The 25,203-nt window shown below is 64.9% G+C and carries 19 protein-coding genes; 8 read left to right on the top strand and 11 right to left on the bottom strand.

Annotation, left to right across the window (positions count from 1 at the left end; genetic code table 11):
• The first annotated feature begins 22 nt into the window (after positions 1-22).
• Complete coding sequence (locus CKO23_RS08075; protein ID WP_200329853.1) at positions 23-1,339, top strand: TRZ/ATZ family hydrolase; 1,317 nt, start codon at positions 23-25, stop codon at positions 1,337-1,339.
• Between the two features lie 80 nt (positions 1,340-1,419).
• Here the strand turns inward: CKO23_RS08075 and CKO23_RS08070 are convergent, their stop codons facing one another.
• The 8 genes from CKO23_RS08070 to CKO23_RS08035 form a co-directional block, all read right to left on the bottom strand.
• Complete coding sequence (locus CKO23_RS08070; RefSeq protein WP_200329851.1) at positions 1,420-2,535, bottom strand: FAD-dependent oxidoreductase; 1,116 nt, start codon at positions 2,533-2,535, stop codon at positions 1,420-1,422.
• Between the two features lie 795 nt (positions 2,536-3,330).
• Positions 3,331-3,870 carry a hypothetical protein gene (locus CKO23_RS08065; protein ID WP_200329849.1) on the bottom strand — a complete coding sequence of 180 codons (540 nt, stop codon included), beginning with the start codon at positions 3,868-3,870 and terminating at the stop codon, positions 3,331-3,333.
• A 169-nt stretch (positions 3,871-4,039) separates the two neighbouring features.
• Positions 4,040-5,503 carry a coproporphyrinogen-III oxidase family protein gene (locus tag CKO23_RS08060; RefSeq protein ID WP_200329847.1) on the bottom strand — a complete coding sequence of 488 codons (1,464 nt, stop codon included), beginning with the start codon at positions 5,501-5,503 and terminating at the stop codon, positions 4,040-4,042.
• Between the two features lie 65 nt (positions 5,504-5,568).
• Positions 5,569-6,600 (bottom strand): biotin synthase BioB, encoded by a 1,032-nt coding sequence (locus tag CKO23_RS08055; protein WP_200329845.1) that lies wholly within the window; start codon positions 6,598-6,600, stop codon positions 5,569-5,571.
• A gap of 15 nt (positions 6,601-6,615) precedes the next feature.
• Positions 6,616-7,554, bottom strand: a complete 939-nt coding sequence (locus CKO23_RS08050; protein ID WP_200329843.1) for a DMT family transporter — start codon at positions 7,552-7,554, stop codon at positions 6,616-6,618.
• A gap of 353 nt (positions 7,555-7,907) precedes the next feature.
• On the bottom strand, positions 7,908-8,789 hold the full coding sequence (locus tag CKO23_RS08045; RefSeq protein ID WP_200329841.1) for a hypothetical protein: 882 nt from the start codon (positions 8,787-8,789) through the stop codon (positions 7,908-7,910).
• A 306-nt stretch (positions 8,790-9,095) separates the two neighbouring features.
• Positions 9,096-11,216, bottom strand: coding sequence for a class I SAM-dependent methyltransferase (locus CKO23_RS08040; protein ID WP_200329839.1), 2,121 nt, complete (start codon positions 11,214-11,216; stop codon positions 9,096-9,098).
• A 223-nt stretch (positions 11,217-11,439) separates the two neighbouring features.
• Positions 11,440-12,708, bottom strand: a complete 1,269-nt coding sequence (locus CKO23_RS08035; RefSeq protein ID WP_200329837.1) for a DUF3391 domain-containing protein — start codon at positions 12,706-12,708, stop codon at positions 11,440-11,442.
• Positions 12,709-12,991: 283 nt separating this feature from the next.
• Here CKO23_RS08035 and ileS point away from each other — a divergent pair, with 283 nt between their 5' ends.
• The 5 genes from ileS (at position 12,992) to CKO23_RS08010 (ending at position 19,282) form a co-directional block, all read left to right on the top strand.
• Complete coding sequence (gene ileS / locus CKO23_RS08030; RefSeq protein WP_200329835.1) at positions 12,992-15,823, top strand: isoleucine--tRNA ligase; 2,832 nt, start codon at positions 12,992-12,994, stop codon at positions 15,821-15,823.
• A 142-nt stretch (positions 15,824-15,965) separates the two neighbouring features.
• On the top strand, positions 15,966-16,475 hold the full coding sequence (gene lspA / locus CKO23_RS08025; RefSeq protein ID WP_200329833.1) for a signal peptidase II: 510 nt from the start codon (positions 15,966-15,968) through the stop codon (positions 16,473-16,475).
• Between the two features lie 387 nt (positions 16,476-16,862).
• Positions 16,863-17,768, top strand: coding sequence for a 30S ribosomal protein S6--L-glutamate ligase (gene rimK, locus CKO23_RS08020; RefSeq protein ID WP_200329831.1), 906 nt, complete (start codon positions 16,863-16,865; stop codon positions 17,766-17,768).
• Positions 17,769-17,883: 115 nt separating this feature from the next.
• Positions 17,884-18,924, top strand: a complete 1,041-nt coding sequence (locus tag CKO23_RS08015; RefSeq protein WP_200329829.1) for a succinylglutamate desuccinylase/aspartoacylase domain-containing protein — start codon at positions 17,884-17,886, stop codon at positions 18,922-18,924.
• 70 nt (positions 18,925-18,994) lie between these two features.
• Entirely contained in the window at positions 18,995-19,282 is a 288-nt protein-coding gene (locus tag CKO23_RS08010) for a hypothetical protein (RefSeq protein ID WP_200329827.1), read from the top strand.
• Positions 19,283-19,399: 117 nt separating this feature from the next.
• Here CKO23_RS08010 and CKO23_RS08005 read toward each other — a convergent pair whose 3' ends face one another.
• Complete coding sequence (locus tag CKO23_RS08005; protein ID WP_200329826.1) at positions 19,400-20,170, bottom strand: retropepsin-like aspartic protease family protein; 771 nt, start codon at positions 20,168-20,170, stop codon at positions 19,400-19,402.
• A gap of 270 nt (positions 20,171-20,440) precedes the next feature.
• On the opposite strand from CKO23_RS08005, the gene CKO23_RS08000 reads away from it, so the two are divergent.
• Positions 20,441-22,423: an SLC13 family permease gene (locus CKO23_RS08000; RefSeq protein WP_200329825.1), complete on the top strand. Its 1,983-nt coding sequence runs from the start codon at positions 20,441-20,443 to the stop codon at positions 22,421-22,423.
• Positions 22,424-22,609: 186 nt separating this feature from the next.
• A complete protein-coding gene (locus CKO23_RS07995; RefSeq protein WP_200329824.1) occupies positions 22,610-22,918 on the top strand; it encodes a hypothetical protein in 309 nt (102 codons plus the stop codon).
• Here CKO23_RS07995 and CKO23_RS26535 read toward each other — a convergent pair.
• Positions 22,876-23,547 carry a nicotinate-nucleotide--dimethylbenzimidazole phosphoribosyltransferase gene (locus tag CKO23_RS26535; protein ID WP_200329823.1) on the bottom strand — a complete coding sequence of 224 codons (672 nt, stop codon included), beginning with the start codon at positions 23,545-23,547 and terminating at the stop codon, positions 22,876-22,878. The genes CKO23_RS07995 and CKO23_RS26535 overlap by 43 nt on opposite strands.
• A 186-nt stretch (positions 23,548-23,733) precedes the next feature.
• Entirely contained in the window at positions 23,734-25,194 is a 1,461-nt protein-coding gene (gene cobD, locus CKO23_RS07985; RefSeq protein ID WP_440870563.1) for a threonine-phosphate decarboxylase CobD, read from the bottom strand.
• Positions 25,195-25,203: the final 9 nt, after the last annotated feature.

The following is a 25,203-nucleotide window of genomic DNA, read 5'->3' as shown; positions in this document are numbered from 1 at the left end:
GTCACCACCAAAGGTCCGAGCGATGCAAGCCGAGCTTCTCATCCATTCTCAGTGGATCCTGACCCTGGACCCCGAGAATCGACAACTCACCGATCACGCCGTCGCCATCGCGGACGGACGTATCCTTGCCATTCTGCCCTACGCGGAGGCACGGCAATCGGTCGAGGCCCAGCGCGTGGTGGAGCTACCCGGGCATGCCCTCATTCCCGGCCTGGTCAACGCCCACACCCATGCGGCCATGAGCCTGATGCGCGGCCTGGCCGACGACCTGCCGCTCATGACCTGGCTGCACGATCACATCTGGCCGACCGAGAAGCGCTGGGTGGATCCCAGCTTCGTGGCGGACGGGACGCGCCTAGCCGTCCTGGAGATGCTGCGCGGCGGGGTCACCTGCTTCAACGACATGTACTTCTATCCCGAGGTCACCGCCCATGTGACCGCCGAGGCCGGCATGCGCGCCGTGGTCGGCATGATCGTGGTCGACTTCCCGACCGGCTATGCCGAGTCCGCCGACGACTACATCGCCAAGGGTCTCGCGCTGCATGAGCAGTACCGCAACCACCCGCTGATCCGTATCGGCTTTGCGCCGCACTCGCCCTATGCCGTCTCCGACGGCCCTCTGCAGCGCGTTCAAATCCTGGCGAACGAGCTGGACGTGCCCATCCACATCCACCTGCACGAGACCCGGGACGAGGTGGTGCAATCCCTGCGCGATCACGGCGAGCGGCCCATCAGCCGACTGGATCAGCTCGGACTCATCGGGCCGTCACTCGTCGCCATCCACATGACGCAGCTCGAAGACGCCGAGATCGCGCGCCTGGCCGAAACCGGCGCCCACGTGGTGCACTGCCCGGAATCCAACCTCAAGCTCGCCAGCGGCTTCTGCCCGGTCGCCAAACTCCTGGAAGCCGGCGTCAACGTCGCCCTCGGCACCGACGGCGCCGCCAGCAACAACGACCTCAATCTGCTCGGAGAGATGCGCACGGCCGCGCTGCTCGGCAAGGGCGTCGCCGGCTCGGCCTCCGCGATCCCGGCCATGGATGCCTTGCGGATGGCCACCATCAACGGTGCCCGCGCGCTGGGAATGGACGACACGATCGGCTCCATCGAGCCCGGCAAGTCAGCCGACCTGGTCGCGCTCGATCTCAGGGACGCGCACACCCAACCGCTCTATCACCCGGTCTCCCAGCTGGTCTACGCGGCGGGCAGGCACCAGGTTCGACAGGTTTGGATCCAGGGCCTGCAGGTGATCAGAGACGGCGTGCCCACCACGGTGAACCCGACGGAGGTCATCTCGGCGGCCCAGGTCTGGGGCGAACGCCTGACGAGACATGCCTAGCCGAGGCGTCCCGCCCAGATCGAGGCGCCCGTCCGACCTTGGCCGAATCGGCCGCTCTACCGATTCGGCGTTTCCACTCTCTAAGCCGGACAGGCGCCGAGAAACCTGTCGGCAACCTCCAGCGCCTCCTTGATGGTCACATCCATATCCAGGTAGCGGTAAGTGCCGAGCCGGCCGAGGAACGTCATGCCTTGCTCGGCACGCGCGAGATCGAGATAGCGCTGGAGCTGGGCTTGCTCGGCGACCAGTGGAATCGGGTAGTAGGGGATGTCTCCCGCTTCGCAGACACGACTGAATTCCTTGAAGGCGACCGTCCGCTCGTGGGACTCCCAGGGGGCGAAGTGCTTGTGCTCCGAAATCCGTGTCCAGGGAACCTCCGGGTCGCAGTAGTTGATGACGGCGGTTCCTTGCAGGTCACCCTCGGCGCGCAGGGTTTCGAAGTCGAGGGTCCGATAGGCGAGCCGCCCCTCCGCGTCGTCGAACCAGGCATCGATGGGACCACTGTAGAAGAGGTGCGAGAAGCCCTTTCGATCCGCTTGCGTGAAGCTGGTCTCCAAGTGCACGCGAATCCCCGCATGATCGAGGAGCTTTTCGACGATGTGGGTGTAGCCTTCCCGCGGGATGCCCTGATAGGGGTGGCTGTAATAGTTGTCGTCGTAGTTGAAGCGCAGCGGTAGGCGCTTGAGCACGCTTGCGGGCAGCTGAGACGGATGCCGCCCCCATTGCTTGAGCGTGTAGCCCTCGAGAAAGGTCTCGTAGAGGTCCTTGCCGACGAAGGCCAGCGCCTGCTCCTCGAAGGTGCGCGGGTTCTCGATCGAGGTGTCGGCGATCGAGCCGATGAAGCGCCGCGCCTCCTCCGGCGAGAAGGTCCGACCGAAGAACTGATTGATCGTGAGCAGATTGATCGGCAGGGTGAAGACGCGCCCACGCGCAACCGCCTTGACGCGGTTGACGAACGGCATGAATTCCGCGAATTGATTGACGAACCGCCAGACGCGCTCGTCCGCCGTATGAAAGATATGCGGCCCGTAGCGATGCAGCAGGACGCCGCTTTGCGGATCTCGCTCGGTGTGGCAGTTGCCCGCGAGGTGTCGGCGAGCCTCGAAAACATCCACGCCGTGCCCCGCCTGCGCGAGGCGATAGGCAATCACTGCACCGGAAAAGCCGGCGCCAACCACGGCGATTCGTTGCTTCACGCGTAAGGTCTCCGAGGGCTGCCCGGTGGCTTGAAGCGCGGCCCCGCCAGCGTTCGCACCGGGATGATTTGGGTTGGGAGAGGGAGTAGGATTGACGCGAGGTCAAGCGATCGACTTCTTCCGTACCGTTATCGAAGGATATTCCATCATGAACCGATCAATCATGAACAGACTGATTCCGGTGCTCGCCTTGGCTGTGACTGCCCCCGGAGCCCATGCATCCGTCGGCCAGATCGGCGCGAACCCGGACTCCGTTCCGCGGCTTCCCTCGGCTCATCTCCCGGTCCAGCTCGAAACCCAACTCCCCACATCCGTTGCCCCAGAGGCCATGAGCCCGAGCACAGGCTCGGACGCCATCGAACGGGTCGCACAAGGACCTGGTCCCGGTGGTCCGGGGGGTGGGCCTGACGGCGGCCCAAGGGGACCGCGTGGACCTGGTGGTCCGGGGTACGGACCTGGTTATGGACCTGGCCCGGGGTATGGACCTGGCCCCGGTTATGGACCCGGACCCGGTTATAGACCTGGCCCGGGGTATGGACCAGGACCCGGTTACGCCCCACCCCCGGGTCCTGGTCCTGGTCCTGGTCCTGGTCCGATCGGCATTATTCCTCAGGTGCTTCCCCTACTCTTCCCACCACACCGCTGACCGTCGCCCTCGCAGCGGGCCACCCTGGCACGCTGCGAGCAAGCGCCCCGAAACGACCGGCGCACCTTGGGCGGGTTCATGGATTCAGATGGAACCGAATGGGAGCGCCATGCACCAGCGCTCGCCTCCGCGCGCCGCTTCTCCTGCGATCAGAGCCCGTTTGCCTGAGGACCGGGACCACCGCTCGCACGATGCGACGGGTCCGCGGGGATACACGCCAGGGACGCACCGCCATCGGAACAGCGGCCATCGACATCCCCACGTGAGGTCCGCACGACGCAGCGCATCCCCTCGTTCAGATTGAGACAGGCATCGATCGCCTCCGGCGGCGGCACCGGGCGCGAGCCTCCTCGACCAGGCTCCTGGCGGTCGAAAGCGTCGGCCGTTGCGCCGCCCAAACCACCAGCAGCGGCGGTCGCCGCGTTGCCGCCACCGGGCGGCGCCCGATCAGGGACGCAGACCCAGTCGCCTCCGCGCTGCTGGCAGCGGCCGGTGATCGAGTCGCGTCCATCCTCGAAATAGCAGTCGGCGTTCTCCATCCGCGAGGCGCAGGCCTCGAGCGCCTGCGGCGGCGGCCCGCCCCGCGGTCCGTCGCCGCGTGGCGGACCATCGGCACAGCCAGGACTCGAAATGACCCCCGCGAAGAGCAGGACGGACAGGAGTCGAGTCTCGAAAGACATGGGATTCATGAAAGCTCCTTGCTGATCGCCCAACCGAATCACCGACGAGCAGGATAAAACGCGCCTCGACGTGAGGCGCGTCGTCGGTTCTGGTCGCGCCGACGGCGCGGCGCTCAAGGTAACGCAATCCCAGATTCCATGTCGATGACGCGAAACGCCGAGCCGCGCCCTTAACCCATCACGACGTCATCGAGCGGTGAGGATTCAGCGGTCCGTTCGCATATTCGTCCTGCTCGAAGGGAATGAACTGGGGCGCATGGAACTGATGACAGACCTCGTCGGCGAAGAAGGCGCCCTTGGCCGTCAAACCGGCGAACCCACCTCTGTCTTCGACCAGCCCCTGCGCGAGCAGCTGTTCCCACAGCTCGGGGAAGGACTGCTCGAAGGGGATCCCGGTCAATGCCTCGTATTGGGCCTTGTCGACATCGCGGTTCTTGAGCGGCAAGACCACCGCCCATCGGCGCTGCTCCTCGTGGCTTCGCTTGAGCCCGCGATTGACCGGGAGGCGGCCCTCGGCGATGCGGCGATAGTAATCATCGAACGACTGGGTGTTGAGCAGGAAGCGATCGCGCAGGCTGCTGAAGGCGGTCAGCCCGAAGCCGACCTGATCATAGAGTTGGCAGCACTGGTTGTGCGCATAGTGCGAATAGTGCTCGCGCTTCTTGGAGAAGACACGACGCAGGTTCTCTGTGTACCCGTAAGAGGCCAGGACATCGATCGCGGCCTGCTTCATGCGGATGGCCTCCTCGAACGACGGAAGCTGCTCCGGACGCAGGGTCGCGATCTTCTGGATCGGCCCCTGGGCGTCGCCATAGGCCTCGATCTTGAGGCGATAGAGCTGGATCTCATCGACATCCAGCTGCGCCGCCTCCTCGATCATGCTGGTCCAGGACGCGAGCGTCTGGCCGGGATAGCCGAAGATGAATTCGATATTCAGTTGGAAGCCATGCCTCTTGCACGCCTCGATCGCGGCCAAGGCCGTCTTGACGTCGTGCGGGCGGTGCATCTTGCGCAGGATCTCGTCGTCCAGGGATTGGACGCCGATCGTCAGCCGATCCACGCCATGCTCGCGCAGAATCCTGAGCCGCTCTTCGCCGTGCTGATCGGTCAGCGTCCCCGGATCGACGTCGAAGTTGAACTGAGTCACCCGGGAGCAATCGACGCGCTTCTTGAAGCCCTCCAGCATCCGCCGCAACTGGACCGGCGCCAGCAGGGTCGGTGTGCCGCCGCCGACCAGAATCGAGCGCGCCTGAAACATCGGAATCCCGAGCCGGGCTCTGAAGAGGTCCATCTCCGTCTCGAGCGCGTCCAGATACCTCTCGGTCTCATCGCTGACGCTGTCGCCGAACTGACCGAATTTCACCGGATAGTGGCAGAACATGCAGCGCTGCTCGCAGAACGGCAGGTGCAGGTAGACGTCGAAGAGCCCATCGGCGGGTGGGACATAGTCTCCCAGCAACTCCTCTTCCTCGGCCTCCGGATACATGGTAATGGGCGGATAATGCACCGACGGAAAGAAATCACCCGATTTCGCGACGAGCCCCAGTTCGCGGAACCTGTTGAAGTCTTGCACACGGCTCTCGACAGTCTCGCGCCGAACCGGATTGGTTGAGTCGTTCTGGGTCGCTGTCATTTCGCTCATCATTCTCTCCTCGTCGCTCGACGCGTTGCTCGTTGCTCGACGCGCTCCGCGGTGTTCAATGGGACTCAGGCCAGAAGACGCAGGCCCGCGCGTTCCACAATCGCACGAAGATAATCGTCATTTGGCCGGTATCGGTGTTCATCGTAGATCGGAAACAGGTGCTGCAGGGCCTGGGGCGTACCGTCGTGAATCGTCACGGTATTGGCGCCCGCCATGACCCCGAGGTATTGCCCATCGGCCTTCAGCTTTTCGAGCGAGCTGGTCGTCGGCATCAGCGCGGTCGGGTTCTTGATCCGCAGAAGGGCCATGAAGTTCAGCGTCGTCTCGACGTCGCCGCAGGGCATGTGCTCATAGGTCGTTCCCCGCCCGGGGATGAAGACCGAGGCACTGACCATGTGGAGGTTGAGGTCCGACAGGAACTTGAGATCCCCCACCAGATCGTCTTCCGTCTGACCTGGCAGCCCGACGATGACGCCACTGCCCACCAGGAAACCGAGCTCGGCGAGGTCGTCCAGGCATTGGCGCCGCTCCGCCCACTTGTCATGGGGTTTCACCGCCTCGTAGAGCGACGGGCGGGAGGCCTCGATCTTGAGCAGGTAGCGGTCCACGCCGGCCTGCCGCATCTCGCGGTACTGCTCATAGCTCAGATTTCCGATGCAGCCGATCAGCTGGATGTCGGGCATCTTGTCCTTGATGAGCGCGCAACCCCGGATCACGTTGGAGACGAACTGCTTGTCCTTGTTCTCGCCAGACTGCAGCAGCAGGACACGCCGGCCGCGCTCGCGGTAGAGGAAGGAGGCGATGTCCACCAGGTCGTCGGACGGGATGACGTACTTCTTCGTGCCTTCGGAGCCGATGTTGCAGTAATTGCAGCGCTGCTTGCAGATGTTGGAGATCTCGACAACGCTGCGGATCTCCGCGCGGCGATCGGGAAACCCCGTGAGGCGCGCGGCGCGGGCCATCTCGAAGAGCTGCTCCTGGGCCTCGCCCCTGGCCTTGAGTGCGACCTTGATGGACTCGTCGAACACATCCGCCTCGAAGCCTTGCGAGCCGATGGCTTGCAGGTCGTGGAGCTGGACCCCTTCATTCGTTTTCATCGATCCAACCTCGTATTACGTCAGGATACTCTTAGCGGAAATGAGGCCGACACCGAGAACCCCGATCAAGCTGCCAAGCAGCCGCCGTGAGTCCGGCCTCTCCCGGTAGAGGATCGCCATGATCAAGAGTACGAACAGCGGCTCCGTCGACAAGAGGGTGTTGGCAATCGCCAGAGGCGTCAACTTCATCGCCAACAGGGAGAGGAAGAATCCGCCGAAGGTCACGAAGGTCGCAATGGCGCAGAACCTCAAGGCCAGGCGCCAGTCCGACAGCAAGGGGCTGATCCAGTTACCCCGCCCCAGGTAGAACACAGGCGCGAAGAGGAAGAGCGACACGACCCCGCCCGCGATCCGCAAGAAGGTCGCCGTGAGGGCATCGACGTCGTCCAGCACACCTTTGGCCATGGTCACCGAGGCCGCCATGGACATGACCGACACCAACCCGAACAGAATTCCACGCCGCGTCGCACGACCGTCACCCTCTTCGCCCGGCCCGGTCAAGACAACGGCCACGCCTGCAATCACGAGCGCGACACCGGACCACTCCTGCCAAACCAGAACCTCTCCGAGGAAGACCACGGCCATGCCAATGGTCGCGACCTGCCCCAACAGCATCAGCTGCACGACCGAATGCGAGGAGAGCTCGCGCAGCGCTTTGAAAAACAGCGTGTCGGCGACGCCGATGCCCAAAACCCCGCTCAGGAACAGGACCCAGAAGACGGGGGCTCCGATGGGCTCCCGCCCGACCAGCAGAATGCAGGTTCCGAGCAGCAGCAGGCCGAAGATCCCTTTCGCGAACGCAAGCCCCATCGCCGGAAGCTGCTCGGCGAAGGGCTTCAGCAAGAGCGCACCCACTGCCCAGGTTGCCGCCGAGCCAAGCGCGGCGAGAATACCGATCAACTCCAATCCCACGGCCCGATTACCCGCCAGCCCTGCTGGCTCGAATCGCGCCATGCCGTCCGCTCTGCACTCCCACCTCGGCCTTCTCCCAACAGCGTTTGAATATACGTGAGTCAAGTGGCGGCATTTCACCGCAGTTTCTATCGTTTCTGCCGCAGTTGCCGGCGCGGACCGCGCATCGGCGAGCGCGAGTAGGCAGCCGCACTGGCTGGCGTCTCAAGGGCCTGCGATCGGGCGCTCGGGAGAGGACTCGCCCCCCAACCCGGAAGGGGGCGGCCGTTTGGGAGCCTGTCCGACCTGCGCCCAGGCTTTTCCTCGCATGGAACCCACGATGCACCTCACGACCGGGCCGACATGGCCGCGTGCTCCCGCCGCCTCGCGTCGAGCCCCCTCAGCCGGACAGGCGCCTAACGCGCAATCTTATCCCGCAGTTCGGTGATGATGTCCTGCGCCGGCTTCGCGGTCGGCTCGCCCATGTCATTGGGCTCGAGGATGATCGTGTCGGACTGCGTGCTGAGGGCGTCCAGGATGGTCGCCGCCTCATCGAATCGCCCTTCGTCGACGTACTGACGCGCGAGATAGGTCTGCAGCGTGGGAATGGCGTTGATGCCCTGCTCGGTCACCACCTCGGAATAGGGCGAGGCCGACACCAGGGATTGGTAGTAGCCCTCAGCGCCCGCGGTGTCGCGATTGATGGCGGCAGCCAAGGCCTGCTCGGCGACGGCAACGCTGGTCGTATAGGCCTCCGGGTAGTCAGTCATCAAGCTATTGAGCGCGGCGTCACGCTCCGCCTTCTGCTCGGGGGTGGCGTTGCCGCGCGCCGGGCGCGCCTTGTCGTAGAGGCCGTTGATCGCCTCATAGCTGGCTTGGCCATAGGCGTCCATATCGCGTTGGCGCATCTCCTGAGAGTGCTCCAGCATCTTCTTGCGGCGCTCCTCGAAGCGCGCGCGCGTCGCGTATGTTTCACCGATCTGGGCCAACAGCGGCGAATCGCTGCCCGGCGGCGGCATGAGGTAGGGCGCCGCCGCGTCCAACCCGGCTGACCGGATCACCCGCTCGAGCTGAGACAGCTGTTTCTCGAGCAGAGCGATGCGACGCGCCTGCGCATCCAATGCCCCCGCGACGGGCACATCCGCCTCGGACGGGCTTGCGACGCGCGTGTCGGGCAGCGGCTCGGACAAGGACTGCGCGGACATGGCCGCGGCGTCGAGCTTCGCCGGCGGCTCCTCACCCCTCAGCGCCGAAACATAGCCGCTCAGGGGCGGAAACTGGATGGCGATCGCAATCATCGAGGACACCAGAGCGAGCGAGCTCAAAATGATCGATGACGGTGACGTCTTCATAGGATGCTTCTCCGAACGATTGGGGGGTAACACGGCTGCGACTGACGAACGACCTCGTCGGTGTCGCGTTTTCGGCTCGCTGGGGAGCGACGACCCTGGGGAGCGACTGCCCGATCGAGTGGCTCATCTTGTCAGACTTGCGCAGACCCGGAGATGTTCCGCGACCACGACGCCAGCCCGCCCACGAGCGCCCCGCGCGCATGGCGGCGGGAAGCGCTCGTTCGAGGGAATTCTGACCGGGACGCAAGACGCCTAGGGCAACGCGTCCGCACTCGCGCCATGCGAGAAGACCATGAGGTAGCGCTGCGGGATGATCTGCTCCGAGGACTCGTACTTGAAGCCATAGGCTTCAAGCTGGGCACGAATCAGCTCCTGGCGGATATAGGGGCCATGATAGGGCAGCTTGCCCTGATCCACGGGACCATTGTCGACGACGACGAACCGACCACCAGGCTTCAGCGCCTTGATGATGCTCGCGATCATACCATCGCGCTCGCTCTGGGAAGAGACGGCGTAGATGATGTGATAGAGCGAGCACATGAAGACGACGTCGGCCGATCCAGGTTCGGAGATCTCGAAGCCATCGGTCGAGGAGACAGAGGCACGGATATTCTCGACGCCCCACTTCTTGGCGATCTCGGTGAGATAGTCGATGTGCGTCTGCTTCGTGTCCATGGAGTAGACCACCCCCTTCGGACCCACCCGATCGGAGAACTTGAAGCTGAAATAGCCGGGGCCACTGCCCAGGTCGACCACGGTGTCGCCCGGACGCAGCGGCAGCAGCTCCATGATCCGGGAGGATTTCTCCCAGAACTCGCGCCTCGGATTATTGAAGAGAATGAAGTCCTCGAGCGCCTGGCGCCTGACGATGCCGATCTCGCGGTTCTTCTCGTCGGTCGCTTCCTCGACCGTCAGGTCGGGCGCATCGAGCTTGTACTTGCGGGTGAGATACCCCTTGAGCCGTTGGTAGTCGTCCGCGCCGAGATAGGCGAGGAATTCGGCGGCCAAGGGGTCCTTGGTCAGCGCCTGCCGCTCCTCCTCGGTGCCGGAGACATACTCGGCCACCCATTGAAGCGCCGTGTATTCTCCGCCGAAGTTCTCCGCCGGAATGGTCGCCGCGTAGAGATTCGCCGCCGCGCGCGCGGATTCGACATCGGAATCGGTGAGCGCCTTGAGCAGCAGCTTCGCCGCCGCAATGCCGGAGGGCGTGATGTCGAAGGAGTCCAGACTCCCAATGTGCACCACGGAGTCCGGGCCGCGGACCTGGATGGCGGGCGTCCCTTCCGGAACCGAGTAGACGGGCGGCTTCGGCGCCTCGGGCGCCGCCTTGCGCAGGACGAGCAAATAGCGATACGCAGAGAGGTCTTCGCTCTTCACCAGCTCGTAGCCATAGTGGTAGAGCTGAGCAATGGCAAAGTCCTGGCTCAGGAAGGAGTTGTGCAGCGAGGCCCCCTGATTGTCCCGGTTGTCCAGGATCATGAGGTAGCCGCCGGGCCGCAGAGACCTGTCCAGCGTCGCCATGAAGGCGTCACGCTGCCTGGGCTGACTCCAGGCATAGAGGACATGGTAGAGCGATGAGATGAAGACGAGATCGGTCTGCTCTTCGACCTTGACGTCGTCGGCCGTCGAGAGGATCGGCCGCACCCCGCGAATGCCATAGTCTGCGATGGTCTTTTTCAGGGCTTCGACATAGGTGTCCTGGGTGTCCACCGCGAACACGGTCGCGCCATCGCCCAAAGCTTGCGCGAAACGCTGCGAGAAATAGCCGAATCCGGCACCGACATCGATCACCTTCTTGATCGGCGGCTGGAGTCCGACCAGGGTCTCGACGACCCGCTCCGTCGAATCCCACTCGGAGCGGACCGGGTTGTTGAACATCAGCATGTCTTCGAGGAAGGTGCGCCGATCCATGTGTTGCGCCGGGTCTGTCACCTTGAAATCGCCCACTGCGTACTTGCGCTGCAGGTACTCCTTGAAATTCGCCGCATCCTCGTCGAGGAAGTAGTCGAAATAGGCGCGGTCCATCAGGGACTCCGGCCGGGCCTTTTCAACCCCGACCTCCTGCGCACGCAACCAGCCCTTGGCGAGCCACTCCATCGCCGAGTAGCTGCCACCGACGTTCTCGCGCCCGACGACGGCCGCAAGCCGATCGATGGCGGCGGATACGGACGCCGGATCCTGCTGCTCCAAACCCTCGAACAGGCTCTGAGCGATCGCTCGCCCAGTCTCGGTCACGGGGTCAGGCACGGCGCCGAGTCGCACGATGGACGCCTTGCCGGGCAGGGGCACCTCCAGCACCTGGCCAGCCGCGGCCACCAGGGGCAGGACCAGCCACGCAGCCATGATCCAGAACAGGACGAAACGACGACTCATAGGGCGACTCACCACGTAGGGCTCCTCTGACACTTGTTCTCTTGGGATGACTGATCGGCGGGGCGCATTTCTGTCTGCCGAGGATAGGCGCCGCGGGCCTTGGATCTGCGTGGCCACACCAACCAACCGCGCGAGCCTAACAGAAAGCGCGCCGCGGGCCCGCGGTTTTGCCTTCGATCCGCCCGGGCCGCGCTAGCGCATCTGGAGGCCGGCTGCGCGTGCCCTAGCGCCTCGACGAGACCTGCGGCGATTGGAAATAGTAGCTGAGTTTGTCGGACAGGTTGAGATACTCCACCTGCTCGGCCGAAAGATCCGAGCGACGCAGACTCTCGCAGATCCCGATGTCCTCTTCAACCAAATCCAGGACCAGCGCCTCCTCGGAGGGAATCTCCGGCGAATACACCAGCACGTTCGGCCTGAGGAGATCACCGGCGTTGATGGAGACGACCACGGCGATGCGCCGATCGTTGAGCCGCACCACGGTCCCCGGCGGATAGACGCCGAGGTTGGTGATGAAGCTGGTCAGCGCCCTGGCGTCGTACTGCGTCCGCTCCTTGGAATACATCTGGGAGATGGCCTGATGGGGCGAAAGACCGTGCTCTGCCCCGAAGCCGTTACAGAGGTTGTCATAGCGATTGACGACGGTGACGATCCGCGTGAGGGTGCCGATGTCCTTATCCTTGAGACCCTCTGGATAGCCGCTGCCGTCGAGGTGCTCATGATGCCGGGCGACGATCTCGACGACCGCTGGCGGGAGCGTCTTGATCTGGCGCGCCAGTTCGGCACCGTAGCGCGGGTGCTGCTCGTAGAACTGCCGCTCCGGCTGGGTGAACCCCTCCTTTTTGAGCAGGATCTGAGTCGGGATCTTCATATGGCCCAGATCGTGGAACAAGGCGCCAAGCCCAAGCATGCGCAGTTGCGACTTGTCCAGCTCCAGCTTCTGACCCACCACCAGCGCCAGGGCCACTACATTGATGGCGTGGTAATAGCTGCCTTCATCCTGATTCTTCAGATTCACCAGCTGGATGGTCGTCTCGGAATCCTCGGTCAGCTCATCGACCATCTGCCCCACCAAGGCCCCCGCCTCCTCCGCCGCCTGAAAGGGTGAGGCGCGCAGATGCGACATGAGCTTACGCGCCAGCCCGACGGTCTGCGTATAGCGCTTGGCGCAGAGATTGAGCCGGCTGCGCCGCTCCTTGAGCTTACGGATGCGCTGCGTCTTCTCCTGCCAAAGCGCCGCGGTCAGGTCCTCCCTGAGTTGATCGCCGGCGGCGGTATCCGTGTCCGCATCGTCGGACGGGGCCAGAACCCGGTTGCTGCGGTCGGGATCGATCCGAACTTGACTGAGGCCCAGATGCTTGAGCGCCTCCAACTGCTTGCGCGTGCGGATCTTGAAGCTGCTGGTCATGAAGGGGTGACTCATCCAGGGCAGATCGAGCTGGACGAACATGCCAACGCGTAGCTGATCGATGTCGATGATCTTCTCGCTCACGCCTCAAACCAGGGCCGAAGACGGCCAAGCACGCGGAAGGGGTTCATCCTGGACGGACTTCCTGTGGACAGAGCGGACAGCATAGGGCATCCCTCTCCCAGCCTCAAAAGGCCCAGAGCCGCAGACCGACCGGCGGCGTCAGCGCGTTTCGCCGCAGATCGCCGCCCGATGCCCAAGACAGGGGGCGGGATCGCGGCATCCGCTTGATTCTGCGGCTCACGGCTTGTAGCTTGCACCACTTGAGAAACCCTCGGCCTTTCGACGCATTCGAGATCGAATTTCAGTGACTGATTACAAGAGCACCCTGAATCTCCCCAACACCGGCTTCGCCATGAAGGCCAATCTCGCGCAGCGTGAGCCCGAGATGCTCAAGCGCTGGGCATCGCTCGATGTCTACACCCGCATCCGCGAGGCACGCGCCGGAGCCGAAACCTTCATCCTGCACGACGGACCGCCCTACGCGAATGGCGAGATCCATATCGGCCACGCGGTGAACAAGGTGCTCAAGGACATCATCGTCAAGGCGCACACCCTGGACGGACTGGATGCCCCCTATGTGCCCGGCTGGGACTGCCACGGCCTCCCGATCGAGCTGCAGGTCGAGAAGAAGAAGGGCAAGCCCGGCCACAAGATCAGCGCGGCGGCGTTCCGCGTCGCCTGCCGTGAGTATGCCAGCAAACAGGTCGACAACCAGCGCGCGGATTTCAAACGCCTGGGCGTCTTGGGCGACTGGGACAATCCCTATCTGACCATGGACTTCGCCTTCGAGGCGGAGATCATCCGCTCGCTTGGGCGCATCATCGCCAACGGCCATCTGCAGAAGGGTGAGAAGCCGGTTCACTGGTGTATCGACTGCGGCTCCGCCCTGGCCGAGGCCGAGGTGGAGTACGCCAACAAGGAATCCATCGCCATCGACGTGCGCTTCCCAGTGGTCGCCCCGGACGACTTGAAGGAACGCTGCCACGGCACCCCGTCCGGCTGTGGCGAAGGCCCCGCCTCCATCGTCATCTGGACCACCACGCCCTGGACGCTGCCGGCCAACCAGGCGGTGGCCCTGAACGCCGAGCTGGAGTACGTCGTGGTCGAGGCCCAGTCCGACCAGGGACATGAGCGGCTCATCGTCGCCGAGGGCCTGCTCAAGGACACCATGGACCGCTGGGGGATCGAGCACTACCGCGTCGTCGGCTACGCGCGCGGGATCGACTTCGAGGGCCTGCGGCTGAAGCACCCCTTCTACGACCGCGAGGTGCCCGTCATCGTCGGCGAGCACGTCACCCTGGAAGCCGGCACCGGCGCCGTTCACACGGCCCCCGGCCATGGTCTGGAGGACTACATCGTCGGTCAGCGCTACCAGCTGCAGGTCGACAACCCGGTCGGCGGCGACGGGCGCTTCCTGCCAGGCACCCCGCTGTTCGCGGGCGAGAACGTCTTTCAGGCCAACGAGCACGTGGTCGAGACGCTGAAGGCGCACGGCGCGCTGCTGCTCGAAACGCGTTTCACCCACAGCTATCCGCATTGCTGGCGTCACAAGACGCCGATCATCTTCCGCGCCACGCCCCAGTGGTTCATCAGCATGGACAGGCAGGGGCTGCGCGAGACCGCGCTGGCGGAAATCGGCAAGGTCAGCTGGATGCCGGACTGGGGCCAGAGCCGCATCGACGGCATGGTGCGCGGACGCCCGGACTGGTGTATCTCGCGCCAGCGCACCTGGGGCGTGCCCATCACCCTGCTGGTGCACAAGGAGACGGCCGAGCCCCACCCCAAGACGTCGGAGCTGATCGAGGCCGTCGCCAGGCGCGTCGAGGAAAAGGGCATCGAGGCCTGGTTTGCGCTAGAGCCCGCGGACCTGCTCGACGACGCGGACGCAGGCCAGTACGAGAAGGTGCATGACACCCTGGATGTCTGGTTCGACTCGGGCGTCACCCACGCCTGCGTGCTGGAGCATCGCGCCGGGCTGCGCAGTCCCGCCGATCTCTATCTGGAGGGATCCGACCAGCATCGCGGCTGGTTCCAGTCCTCCCTCATGACCGCGGTCGCCATGGATGGCCGGGCGCCCTATCGGCAGGTCCTGACGCACGGCTTCACGGTCGATGCCAAGGGCGAGAAGATGTCCAAGTCCAAGGGCAACGTCGTGCGGCCGCAAGACGTGATGAAGACCCTGGGCGCCGACATCATCCGCCTCTGGGTCGCCGCCACGGACTACCGGGCGGAGATGAGCGTCAGCGACGAGATCCTCAAGCGCACCGCCGACGCCTATCGGCGCATCCGCAACACGGCGCGCTTCCTCCTCGCCAACCTCAACGGCTTCGACCCGGCCACCAATCTGGTCGCCCCGGGGGACATGGTCGAGCTGGACCGCTGGGCCGTCGATCGCGCCCATCGTCTCCAGCAAGAGGTGATCAAAGCCTACCAGGACTACCAGTTCCACCTGATCTACCAGAAGGTCCAGCAGTTCTGCGTCGTCGACATGGGCGGTTTCTACCTGGACGTCATCAAGGACCGCCAGTACACCACGCCGGCCGACAGTCTGCCCCGCCGCTCTTGCCAGACCGCCATGTACCACGTCATCGAGGCGATGAGCCGCTGGCTGGCGCCAATCCTGAGCTTCACGGCGGACGAAATCTGGCAGGAGATCCCGGGCGAGCGCGGCGAGACCATCCTCACCGAGACCTGGTACGACGGACTCTTCACGCTGGACCAGGGCGACCCCATCGACCGCGGCCTGTGGGACCAGGTCATCGCGGCCCGCGTCGCGATCGGACCGGCGCTGGAGGCCGCCCGCAAGGCTGGGCAAATCGGCTCCTCGCTGGATGCCGAGCTGGACCTCTATTGCGCCGAGCCGCTTCTCGCCCAGTTGCGGCAGCTTGAAGACGAGCTGCGCTTTGCCCTCATCGTCTCGGCCGTCCGGCTGCATCCAGTTGCGGATAAAACCGCGGATGCGCTCGACACCGAGCAGGATGGACTCGCAGTCCAGGTCAGACCCTCCGAGCACCCGAAGTGCGTGCGCTGCTGGCACCACCGCGCGGACGTCGGCACCGATGGCGACCACCCGGAACTCTGCGGACGATGCGTGGCCAACCTGGGCGACACCGGCGAGACACGGCGCTTCGCCTGATTCGGCCCCCAGCAGCGACGGCAGCTCATCGAACATTGGCCCGGGGCGGCTCGGCGCGAGCCTGCCCCAGGGCTATCCTCCAACCTAAGCGTCGCGAACCCCGCGTGGGTTCAAGCGGCCTCTACCCTCGTCGAGACACACGTTGAAACACTGGCTCTGGCTCTCATTGACCGTCCTCGCACTCGATCAGGCGAGCAAGTGGATGGTGCTTGCCGCCCTGAACCCCTTCGAGGTCGTCCCCCTCGCCCCAAACCTGAACATCACCCTGGTCTTCAATGAGGGCGCGGCGTTCAGCTTTCTGTCGAGTGCCGGAGGCTGGCAACGCTGGCTCTTCGCAACGCTGGCGATCGTGGTCACCGTCGTCCTCGCATCCTGGCTCCTGCGACTGAGACCGGACGAGAAGAGCCAGGCCGCCGCGCTGGCCCTGCTCATCGGCGGCGCGGTCGGGAACCTGATCGACCGGGTCCTGCTCGGGCATGTTGTCGACTTCGTTCAAGTCTATCTGCCCTTCTTGCCGCTGGATCTATTCAACCCCTGGCCAGCCTTCAACGTCGCCGATAGCGCCATCACCATCGGGGTCACGCTCTTGATCCTCGGCATACTGCGCTCGAGCGAGGACGGCTCACACCACGAATCGCCGCGCTCGCCCTGAGGCACGGGCACGCTGCCCGGCGCCAAGGATCCTCGTCCCCAAGGGGTCGGCTGGGCCGAGGGACGAGGCCCAATGAAACGGCGCATGTTGGGCCTCCTGACGTCGGCCCAACGACGGACGCTGGCCGGCGCGCATCACTGATGGTCGAGCCCAAACCCCGACGCTGGGCCGGTATTCCCGGAGCGATTCGGCTATCATAGCGGCCGCGAAGCTCGCGTCGGTGGCTACTTCGCGCCGGACCGGCGCGATCCCATCACGCCTGGCTCGGAACCGCCCCCGAGCAGCCAGAGCCAGAGCCCAATCCCAACAGCCCGCACCCCGATTGCTTCCATGTCCGCTGCCGTCCGACCCGCGGCATCGACTCTCCGCTCAGATCCAGAGGCTCTCATGAGAATTGCCATCCTCTCGCGCAACCCATCGCTCTATTCCACGCGACGCCTGGTGGAAGCCGCACGCGCGCGCGGGCACGAGGCCAGGGTCGTCGACGCGCTCCGCTGCTACATGAACATCACCTCCCACGCACCCTCGATCCACTACAGAGGCGAAGACCTCAGCGACGTCGATGCCGTCATCCCGCGTATCGGAGCATCCGTTACCTTCTACGGCACGGCCGTGCTGCGTCAGTTCGAGATGCTCGGCGTCTATCCGCTCAACGAGTCCGTGGCCATTACCCGTGCGCGTGACAAGCTCCGTTCCCTGCAGCTGCTCGCACGCAAGGGCATTGGCCTGCCGATTACCGGCTTCGCGCATGCCCCGGACGACGTGCAGGACTTGATCAAGATGGTCGGCGGCGCCCCCCTGGTGATCAAGCTGTTGGAGGGGACGCAGGGCATCGGTGTCGTACTGGCAGAGACGCAGAAGGCGGCCGAAAGCGTCATCGAGGCCTTTATGGGGCTCAAGGTGAACATTCTGGTGCAGGAGTACATCCAGGAGGCCAATGGCGCCGATATCCGCTGCTTCGTGATCGGCGACAAGGTGGTCGCAGCCATGAAACGGCAGGCGAAGGAGGGTGAGTTCCGCTCCAATCTGCACCGTGGCGGCAGCGCATCGCTGATCCGCATCACGCCGGAGGAGCGCTCCACGGCCACCCGCGCCGCCAGGATCATGGGGCTCAACGTCGCCGGCGTGGATATCCTGCGTTCCAACCATGGACCGGTCGTCATGGAGGTGAACTCATCGCCTGGGCTCGAGGGCATCGAGTCCGCCACGGGGAAGGACATCGCCGGTCTCGTGATCGACTTCGTCGAGAAGAACGCCGCCCTTGGCAAGACACGCACCCGCGGACAAGGCTGAAGACTGTGACAGGCGCCGCACAATCGGTCAAACATCCCGCTATTCCGACCCGGCGGCATGTACGCTTCAACGCAATCGATGACAGTATCGAGGCGAGATTGCCTGGTCGTTCCGAGTGAGCCACGGGCCGCTCGTCATCGCCGGTCGACAGGTCCAACCGGGCAGCCATGCGCGCGTGGATGTGCCCTTGCCGTGTCTCTACACACAGACGTCCGTCTTCATGCCGGTGCATGTGGTCCATGGTCAACGCCCAGGGCCACGGCTAGTCGTGACAGCGGCCGTGCATGGTGACGAGATCAATGGTGTCGAGATCATCCGCAGACTCTTGCAGCAGCGGGCACTCGCTCACGTGCGCGGCACGCTGCTCGCGGTGCCCGTGGTCAATGTCTATGGCTACATTCGCCAGTCGCGCTATCTGCCCGACCGGCGGGACCTCAACCGCTGCTTTCCGGGCTCGGACAGAGGCTCGCTGGCCGCGCGTCTGGCCGCGACCCTGGTGCGGGAGGTCCTGGACGGCGCGACGCACGGAATCGACCTGCACACGGGCGCGCTACACCGCGAGAACCTCGCCCAAGTCCGGGTATCGCTGAACACCGACGCGCGCCTGACGCCGCTCGCCCAGGCATTCGCAACACCCATCATCCTGGATGCGGAAGTACGACCGGGGTCGCTTCGCGCCGTTGCCGCGGCGCGTAACATCCCGATGATCATCTATGAGGGGGGCGAAGCCTTGCGGTTCGACGAAGTCGCGATTCGCGCGGGATTGCGCGGGGTCTTGGGCGTCATGCGCCATCTCGGGATGATTCCGGAGCGGTCGCGCCGAGCGCCAAGCAAACCGCCGCTGGTCGCGCGCTCGAGCCTATGGGTCCGCGCGAACCAGAGCGGCGTGCTGCTCTCGCTCGCGCAGTTGGGCGCAAGCGTCAAGAAAGACGACACCCTTGGTATCATTAGCGACCCGTTCCGACCCGCCGACGAGGCCGTGACGGCGCCGGACGACGGCATCCTGATCGGACGGACCAACCTCCCCCTGATCACGGAGGGAGAGGCGCTTTACCACATCGCGCGCATCGGCAATCGAGACACCGCCACGGGGCAGACCGGAGACGATCGGCACATCCTCGATCCCGAAGACGAGCTGAATCAATCAATCGTCTAATCTGTTCGTTAGCAATCTGTTGACGGCGCGCCCGGCCAAGTCCAGCCCGCCAAGATCCCTGGAGCACAACATGTCCAATGGTTTCGTCCTCGTCCTTCTGAGGGAACTGCGCGAGACCCTGCAGAAGTTCAGGCAGGAAGCCGCCGAGCGTGTCGACCAAACATCCGACCGCCTTGATCAAGCGCTCGGTAGTTTAGGACGCGTCGAGAGCGATCTGAACGAACTCAGAAAGTACATGCGCCAACTTGCCCTCAACCAAGCCAAGCATGAGGAGCAGCATGCACAGGGGATGGAGAATCTCGACAAGGAACTCAGGGAGCTGAAAGAGCAGCTGCGCAAGCTCAAGCCGCCACGCTAGGCACCGAGCCGCACGCTTTCCCAGGTTTCTCCGGCGGGCAACGACCCTGCAAGGCCGGCGGCGAACGACCCAGCGAGCCGAGATCGCGCATCCGACGGCGGCGTACGTCCGCCTGTATCACTTGGTCGCCAGGGTCAACTGGCTCTTCTCATCGTCGATGGTCATGCGGAAGCGACCGAGCAGGCTCATACCGAGGAGTGAGGTCCCACCCAGCTTCTGGTCGTCGATGAAGGCGACCTCGACGTTTTCGATACGCATCTCACCCACCCAGATGGCAGCGAGGCTGCCGATGCGGGCATCGACGGAGCCATTGGCCGTCTGCACCTGCTGCTCGCGCAGGGAGTCCAGGCCCATGCCGAGCGACGAGAGCAGCGAGATGGGCAGAACGATGCGGTCCGCGCCGGTGTCGATGAGCATCGCCTCCTCGACGCGCTGCTTGTTCGGGCCTTCCAGCCCCAGTGTCACGAGGTGGGAAGGCCCCTTGCGTTGCGTGGTCAGGACGATCTCCTGGCCGCTCGCGCCGCCTGGAACGCCCTCCTCCGCCTGGTCCGGCGTCCCCGCCACCACAACGGGTGGTGGCACATAATCCGACTTCTCGCCGAGGATGATGACGCGCTCGATCCCACCGGCGGGCGCCTGAATGATGACGTGGTCGAAGTTCTCCAGGAGCAGATGCAGACGGCCGACGGGCTCATCGCCCGCGGCATGACCGATGGCGCCATCGGTTTGCTCGAAGCCCTTGACCTCGAAACCCAGCTCGGACATGAGACGCTCGAGTTCCGCCGACACCTCGACCTGAGGCGAGGACTGGAGATCCTCAATCGCAAGTGAAACACCGCACCAGGACAGCAGCACTGCGAGCAACAACCATGGACCGAAACCTTTCATGGTCAGAGACCCCGTCGGGATAAAAAATTGAGTCCTGACACGAGACTAGCAGAAGGGCGCATCCGGCGCTCGCCGCCAAAGCAGCCACCTGATCCCCGCCGCCTGCGCGAAAGGCGCGAAGACCAGGATTTCGTTACGTATCATGCGCACTCGGATGCCTCAAAGCTGTCCTGGTCCTGACAACTGACAACTGACAACTGACAACTGACAACTGACAACTGACAACTGACAACTGAACGACTGGAAACAAACAAAGAGAGGGGAATCCGCATGCTCGCCGCACTCCGCGCCCTGTCCCAACGGGACATCGCCGCCGCATTCTTCGCCGTCATCGCCATCTACCTCGCCGGGGTGGTGCCAAACACAGAGGTCGCCTGGGTCAGCGCCTTCCTGCTGCTCACCATCTTTCTCTTCGCCTTCGAGGTGGTCAGCGTCGACGTCGCGGCCATTACCGTGATGGTCCTGCTCGGCCTGACCAGTCTAGCGGCGCCCTGGATCGGCCTGGAGCACGGCCTGGTCCCGGTCGAGCAGCTCTTCGACGGCTTCTCCAGCAACGCAGTCATCTCCATCATCGCCGTCATGATCGTCGGCGCCGGGCTGGACAAGACCGGCATCATGTCCAAGGTCGCCGCCTTCATCATGCGCATCGGCGGCTCGACCGAGGCGCGCATCATCCCGCTGATCTCGGGGACCGTCGGCGTCATCTCGAGCTTCATGCAGAACGTCGGCGCCGCCGCCCTCTTTCTGCCGGTCGTCAGCCGCATCTCGGCCAGGACCGGACTGCCCATGTCGCGCCTGCTGATGCCCATGGGCTTCTGCGCCATCCTGGGCGGTACCATCACCATGGTCGGATCCAGCCCGCTCATCCTGCTCAACGACCTCATCCTGACCTCCAACCAGGCGCTGCCCGAGGGCTTCGCGCCCATGGCGACCTTCGATCTGTTCGACGTCACGCCCATCGGCGTCGCCCTGCTCGCCACCGGCATCCTCTACTTCGTGCTCGCCGGCCGCTTCGTGCTCCCGGTGCGCGGTAGCGACACGCTCGAGGGCGGCGACACGGGCGCTTATTTCGCGGAGACCTACGGACTCAACGAGTTCGAGCTGCGGGAGTTCCGCATCCCCTCGGAGAGCAACCTCATCGGCATGAGCGTCGACGAGTTGGAGCGCACCTGGAAGGTTCGCATCATCGGGGTCGAGAAAGGCGATGGCCTGCGCTTCGGCGCCGACGGCGTGGACCGCACCCTGGGCATCACCCCAGGCACCCACATGGGGCTGCTCGGCAACGCCGACGCCTTCCGCGACTTCACCAACACCTGCACGGTCGAGCAGAAGCCCGACCTGGACCTCTTCGCCGAGGCCATGGCCAATACCAAGGCGGGTATCGCCGAGATCGTCATTCCGCCGGGATCGGCGCTCATCGGAAAAACCGCGCGCGATCTCTGGCTGCGCAAGACCTACGGCCTCTCACTCCTGGCCATCCGGCGCGGCGGAACCCAGATCACCTACAAGACCGGCGGCGTGCGCAACACCCCCTTCGAACCCGGCGATGCCTTGGTCGTCCACACCACTTGGGCGGATCTGAGTCGAATCGCAAAAGACCGCAACTTCGTCGTCGTCACCACCGAATATCCGCACGAGGAATTGCGGCCACACAAGGTCCCGGCCGCCCTCTTCCTCTTCGTGATGACCCTGAGCCTGGTGCTCTTCACGGATCTCAGGCTCTCCGTGGCGCTGCTGACCGGCGCCGTCGGGATGGTGCTCACGGGCGTCCTGTCCATCGAAGAGGCCTATGAGGCGGTCAGTTGGAAGACCGTTTTCCTTCTGGCCTCGCTCATCCCGCTCGGCCTCGCTGTCGAACAGAGCGGCACGGCCGCCTGGATCGCGGAGCAGACCCTGGAAGCACTCGGCGACGTGCCCGTCTGGGTCATCCAAGCCGCCCTCGCGGGGCTCGCCACCTTCTTCACACTGGTCATGTCCAACGTGGGCGCAACGGTGCTCTTGGTCCCGCTGGCGGTCAACATGGCTATCGGTGCCGGCGCCAACCCGGCCGTCTTCGCGCTCACGGTCGCCATCGCCACCTCCAACTCCTTCCTCATCCCCACCCACCAGGTGAACGCGCTCATCATGGGTCCAGGCGGCTACCGGGTACCCGACTACATGAAGGCCGGCGGAATCATGACCGTCCTCTTCCTGGTCGTCGCCCTGGTGATGCTGAACGTCGTCTTCGATACCGGCACGGGCTCGACAGGCTGACACCGAGCCACCCGATCGAAGCCATCGCGGCGACTTCCACCAGCGGAGCTGACGACCGCCGGGCCGCGATGTGCATTGCCGTCACCACCCTTTCATACACGCATAGGTGTTTTCCCGGATGCCCGATGGGCACGGAAGGGCTAGGATGGCGTCTGGGTATACCGCCTCAAATCGGAAGGAGTTGAGATGCCTGAATCTGGCCCTTGTGCCCCCAAATGCCAGGTCGCCAGCCTGAACGAGCACAGACTCCAGCGCCTTGAGCAATCCATCGCCCACACCAGGACGAAGCTCGATGTCGTCGGGATTCGTCTCGACTGGCTCGGCAGAAAGCTACTGAGCACCGAGTTGGAGCGCGCGGAGCTGAGACGCACGCTTGCCGAGCGTATCTGGGAGTTCAATCTGCTGCGCCACCGGCTCAAGCGCGAACAGCAGGAAGACCAACCAGAGCCCCCCTACGAGACAGCGCAGACCGAAGAGTCGCTCGCCGAGCTGTAGCCGGACGCCGCCCGCGCCCCGCTTGCGCAAACTACCCTCATTCCCTCCATGGCGATCGGCTCGGCAGCCAATCCGCCGATCCAGGCGCGCACCTCCGGGTTCAGGCGCGCGGCAAGTGCCGCGGCGACCCGCGCCAGCGGACCCACAGCCTCGACCCACAACCCCATCTGCGCGCTTGCGATCATGGCGCCGACGAGCGCGCTCGCACTGAAGGTGCCTTGCTCGCGCAGAGACTCGTAGACATCTCGCCGATCGACTGCTGACCACCGCACCGTCCCCTTGGGCTCCAGTCCGGGTCTTGAGACAACGCCGTCCTCGACCGGCGGCATCTCCGCGCTTGGCCAATCCGCCTCCAGTCCCATGCAGAGGATCCGGGAACGCCCGGCCAGCTTGGCGCGCTCCGCCGCGTGTCGACCGATGCTCAGGCACACATCCAAACGATGCCGGTCCATGACGACCTCCTCGCCCCACCGATCATGGGAGACGGAGACTGGGAGGCCGTGGACGGCATCCAGCCCCTTCCGCGCCAGCCATCCGGCATCCATCACCTCGACCTGGCCCGCGAGCGGGCCGGGCACCAAGCTCGCGCGCAGCTGCGCCGCAAACACGGGGTCCGACACGAAGGCCACCAACCTCGATCGGCTTGAGCCGTTCGACCGGGGAAGCGTCGGCGGCACGGTCGCTCGCCGCTCGGAAGTCAAACCGAAGCGCGAACAAACGACGCTCAAGGCGGGTCCATCGCGAGACTCAGCCTGGTGCCTCGACGCGAGCGAAGGGTCCGCCGCCGGGATCTTGAGCCATTCCGGAGGCATGGATCAGGGGCGCGGGGCTGGGGAATCCGCGTGCGCGGACCACGCGGCGGATGCCTGAACCTGCGTCGACTCACCTTGCTCCGACAGAGACGCCAACGCCTTGGCCAACCGCTGCCACTCGCCGTCCTCGCCCGGCAACCCGAACCTGAGACTCTTGGGGTGCGCGAACAGGCGTATCAGGATACCCCGCGCCGCAAGTCCCACATAAATGCGCTCCGCGTGAATCGTCTCGACCCATTGAAAGAGCGACGTGCCCCCGCTCGGCGTCAGCCCCTGATCGCGCAACAGCGCGGCCAGCCGCTCAGAGTCGCGCGCCAGCCGAGCAGCCGTCTGCGCGTACCAGGCCGTATCCTCCAAGGCCCGGGCAGCGACCCAGCGGGAGGGGCCGGTGAGCGTCCAGGGGCCGAGTCCGTGCGCCACCCGCCGCCGGATCTGGGCCTCGGCGAAGAGGAAGCCGACGCGGGCGCCCGCCAAACCGAAGAACTTACCGAACGACCGCAAGAGAATCAGTCCGGGACGACCGGCATGGGGCATCACACTCGACTCAGGCGTCGCATCCATGAAGGCCTCGTCCACCACCAGCCAGCCGCCGCGCGCCGCGAGACGCGCGTGCCAGTCGAGCAGGGTCTCCGGCGACCATCGTCGTCCAGTCGGGTTGTTGGGATTGATGACGACCACGCAGTCCAGGCGCTCCGGCCCGACATCGAGCCAGGGTGCCGCGTCGCCGTCGGGCAGCGGCACCACCTCGTGACCAGCGCAGCGCCAGGCATGGGCGTGCTCGGCGTAACCGACCTCGGGCACGCCGACCCGACCCGGCGGGCGAAGTTTCGGGATGAGTTGGATCGCCGCCTGAGACCCAGCCAGGGGCAAAGGCTCGGACGCGCCATAGTAGTCACTGGCTGCGCGCTCCAGCCCATCGTCCGTCTCGGGGAGTCGACTCCAGAGGGACGCGGGCAAGGCGGGCACCGGCCAGGCCCGCGGATTGATCCCGGTGGAGAGGTCCAGCCAGTCCGTCAGCGGAATGCCGAAGCGCTCGGCGGCCTGACGCAGCCGGCCGCCGTGCTCGGGAGGTGCAAGCAGGTCCAGGGGTTCTGCCTCTTCAGGATAAAAGCCGGCTAATGTGTCACGCCGACGGGCATGCCGCAACCGCCTGCGGCCCGAAAGGGCTTGAGGCGGGCCACCTCCACCCATCCGGCCGGCGTCGCGGCAGGGCGAGCGGGAGGACCGACCGCGCTCGAAGCGAATCAGCCGTGCCCCCTGGAGCAGCGGCCCGTTAACGGCGGCCGTGTCGGGCTGACAGGTGTGACTGTCGTTGGTCGTGAAGCGTGCCTCGACGGCCAGGTCTTCGGTCATGCGGATGGCGCAGACACCGCCGCCAGCGCAGTCGTCGCCACAGTCGATACCGTCGCCAAAAGCGCGGGCATGAACAACCCGCGGAAGGAGGGTCGAGCTGACGTCGATCAAATCATTCCA

The organism is Thiocystis violacea (assembly GCF_016583565.1).
GTDB lineage: Bacteria > Pseudomonadota > Gammaproteobacteria > Chromatiales > Chromatiaceae > Thiorhodococcus > Thiorhodococcus violaceus_A.
The sequence above is the reverse complement of the archived record's forward strand: the minus strand, read 5'-3'. Positions and strand labels throughout refer to the sequence as shown.

Excerpts from the sequence above, each read along its gene's own strand:
- CKO23_RS08060 (WP_200329847.1), bottom strand. The coding sequence starts at position 5,503 with ATGAGCGAAATGACAGCGACCCAGAACGACTCAACCAATCCGGTTCGG.
- CKO23_RS08010 (WP_200329827.1), top strand. The coding sequence starts at position 18,995 with ATGTCCAATGGTTTCGTCCTCGTCCTTCTGAGGGAACTGCGCGAGACC.
- rimK (WP_200329831.1), top strand. The coding sequence starts at position 16,863 with ATGAGAATTGCCATCCTCTCGCGCAACCCATCGCTCTATTCCACGCGA.
- CKO23_RS07995 (WP_200329824.1), top strand. The coding sequence starts at position 22,610 with ATGCCTGAATCTGGCCCTTGTGCCCCCAAATGCCAGGTCGCCAGCCTG.
- CKO23_RS08000 (WP_200329825.1), top strand. The coding sequence starts at position 20,441 with ATGCTCGCCGCACTCCGCGCCCTGTCCCAACGGGACATCGCCGCCGCA.
- CKO23_RS08045 (WP_200329841.1), bottom strand. The coding sequence starts at position 8,789 with ATGATTGCGATCGCCATCCAGTTTCCGCCCCTGAGCGGCTATGTTTCG.
- CKO23_RS08055 (WP_200329845.1), bottom strand. The coding sequence starts at position 6,600 with ATGAAAACGAATGAAGGGGTCCAGCTCCACGACCTGCAAGCCATCGGC.
- CKO23_RS08065 (WP_200329849.1), bottom strand. The coding sequence starts at position 3,870 with ATGAATCCCATGTCTTTCGAGACTCGACTCCTGTCCGTCCTGCTCTTC.
- CKO23_RS08050 (WP_200329843.1), bottom strand. The coding sequence starts at position 7,554 with ATGGCGCGATTCGAGCCAGCAGGGCTGGCGGGTAATCGGGCCGTGGGA.
- CKO23_RS08040 (WP_200329839.1), bottom strand. The coding sequence starts at position 11,216 with ATGAGTCGTCGTTTCGTCCTGTTCTGGATCATGGCTGCGTGGCTGGTC.
- CKO23_RS08005 (WP_200329826.1), bottom strand. The coding sequence starts at position 20,170 with ATGAAAGGTTTCGGTCCATGGTTGTTGCTCGCAGTGCTGCTGTCCTGG.
- CKO23_RS08075 (WP_200329853.1), top strand. The coding sequence starts at position 23 with ATGCAAGCCGAGCTTCTCATCCATTCTCAGTGGATCCTGACCCTGGAC.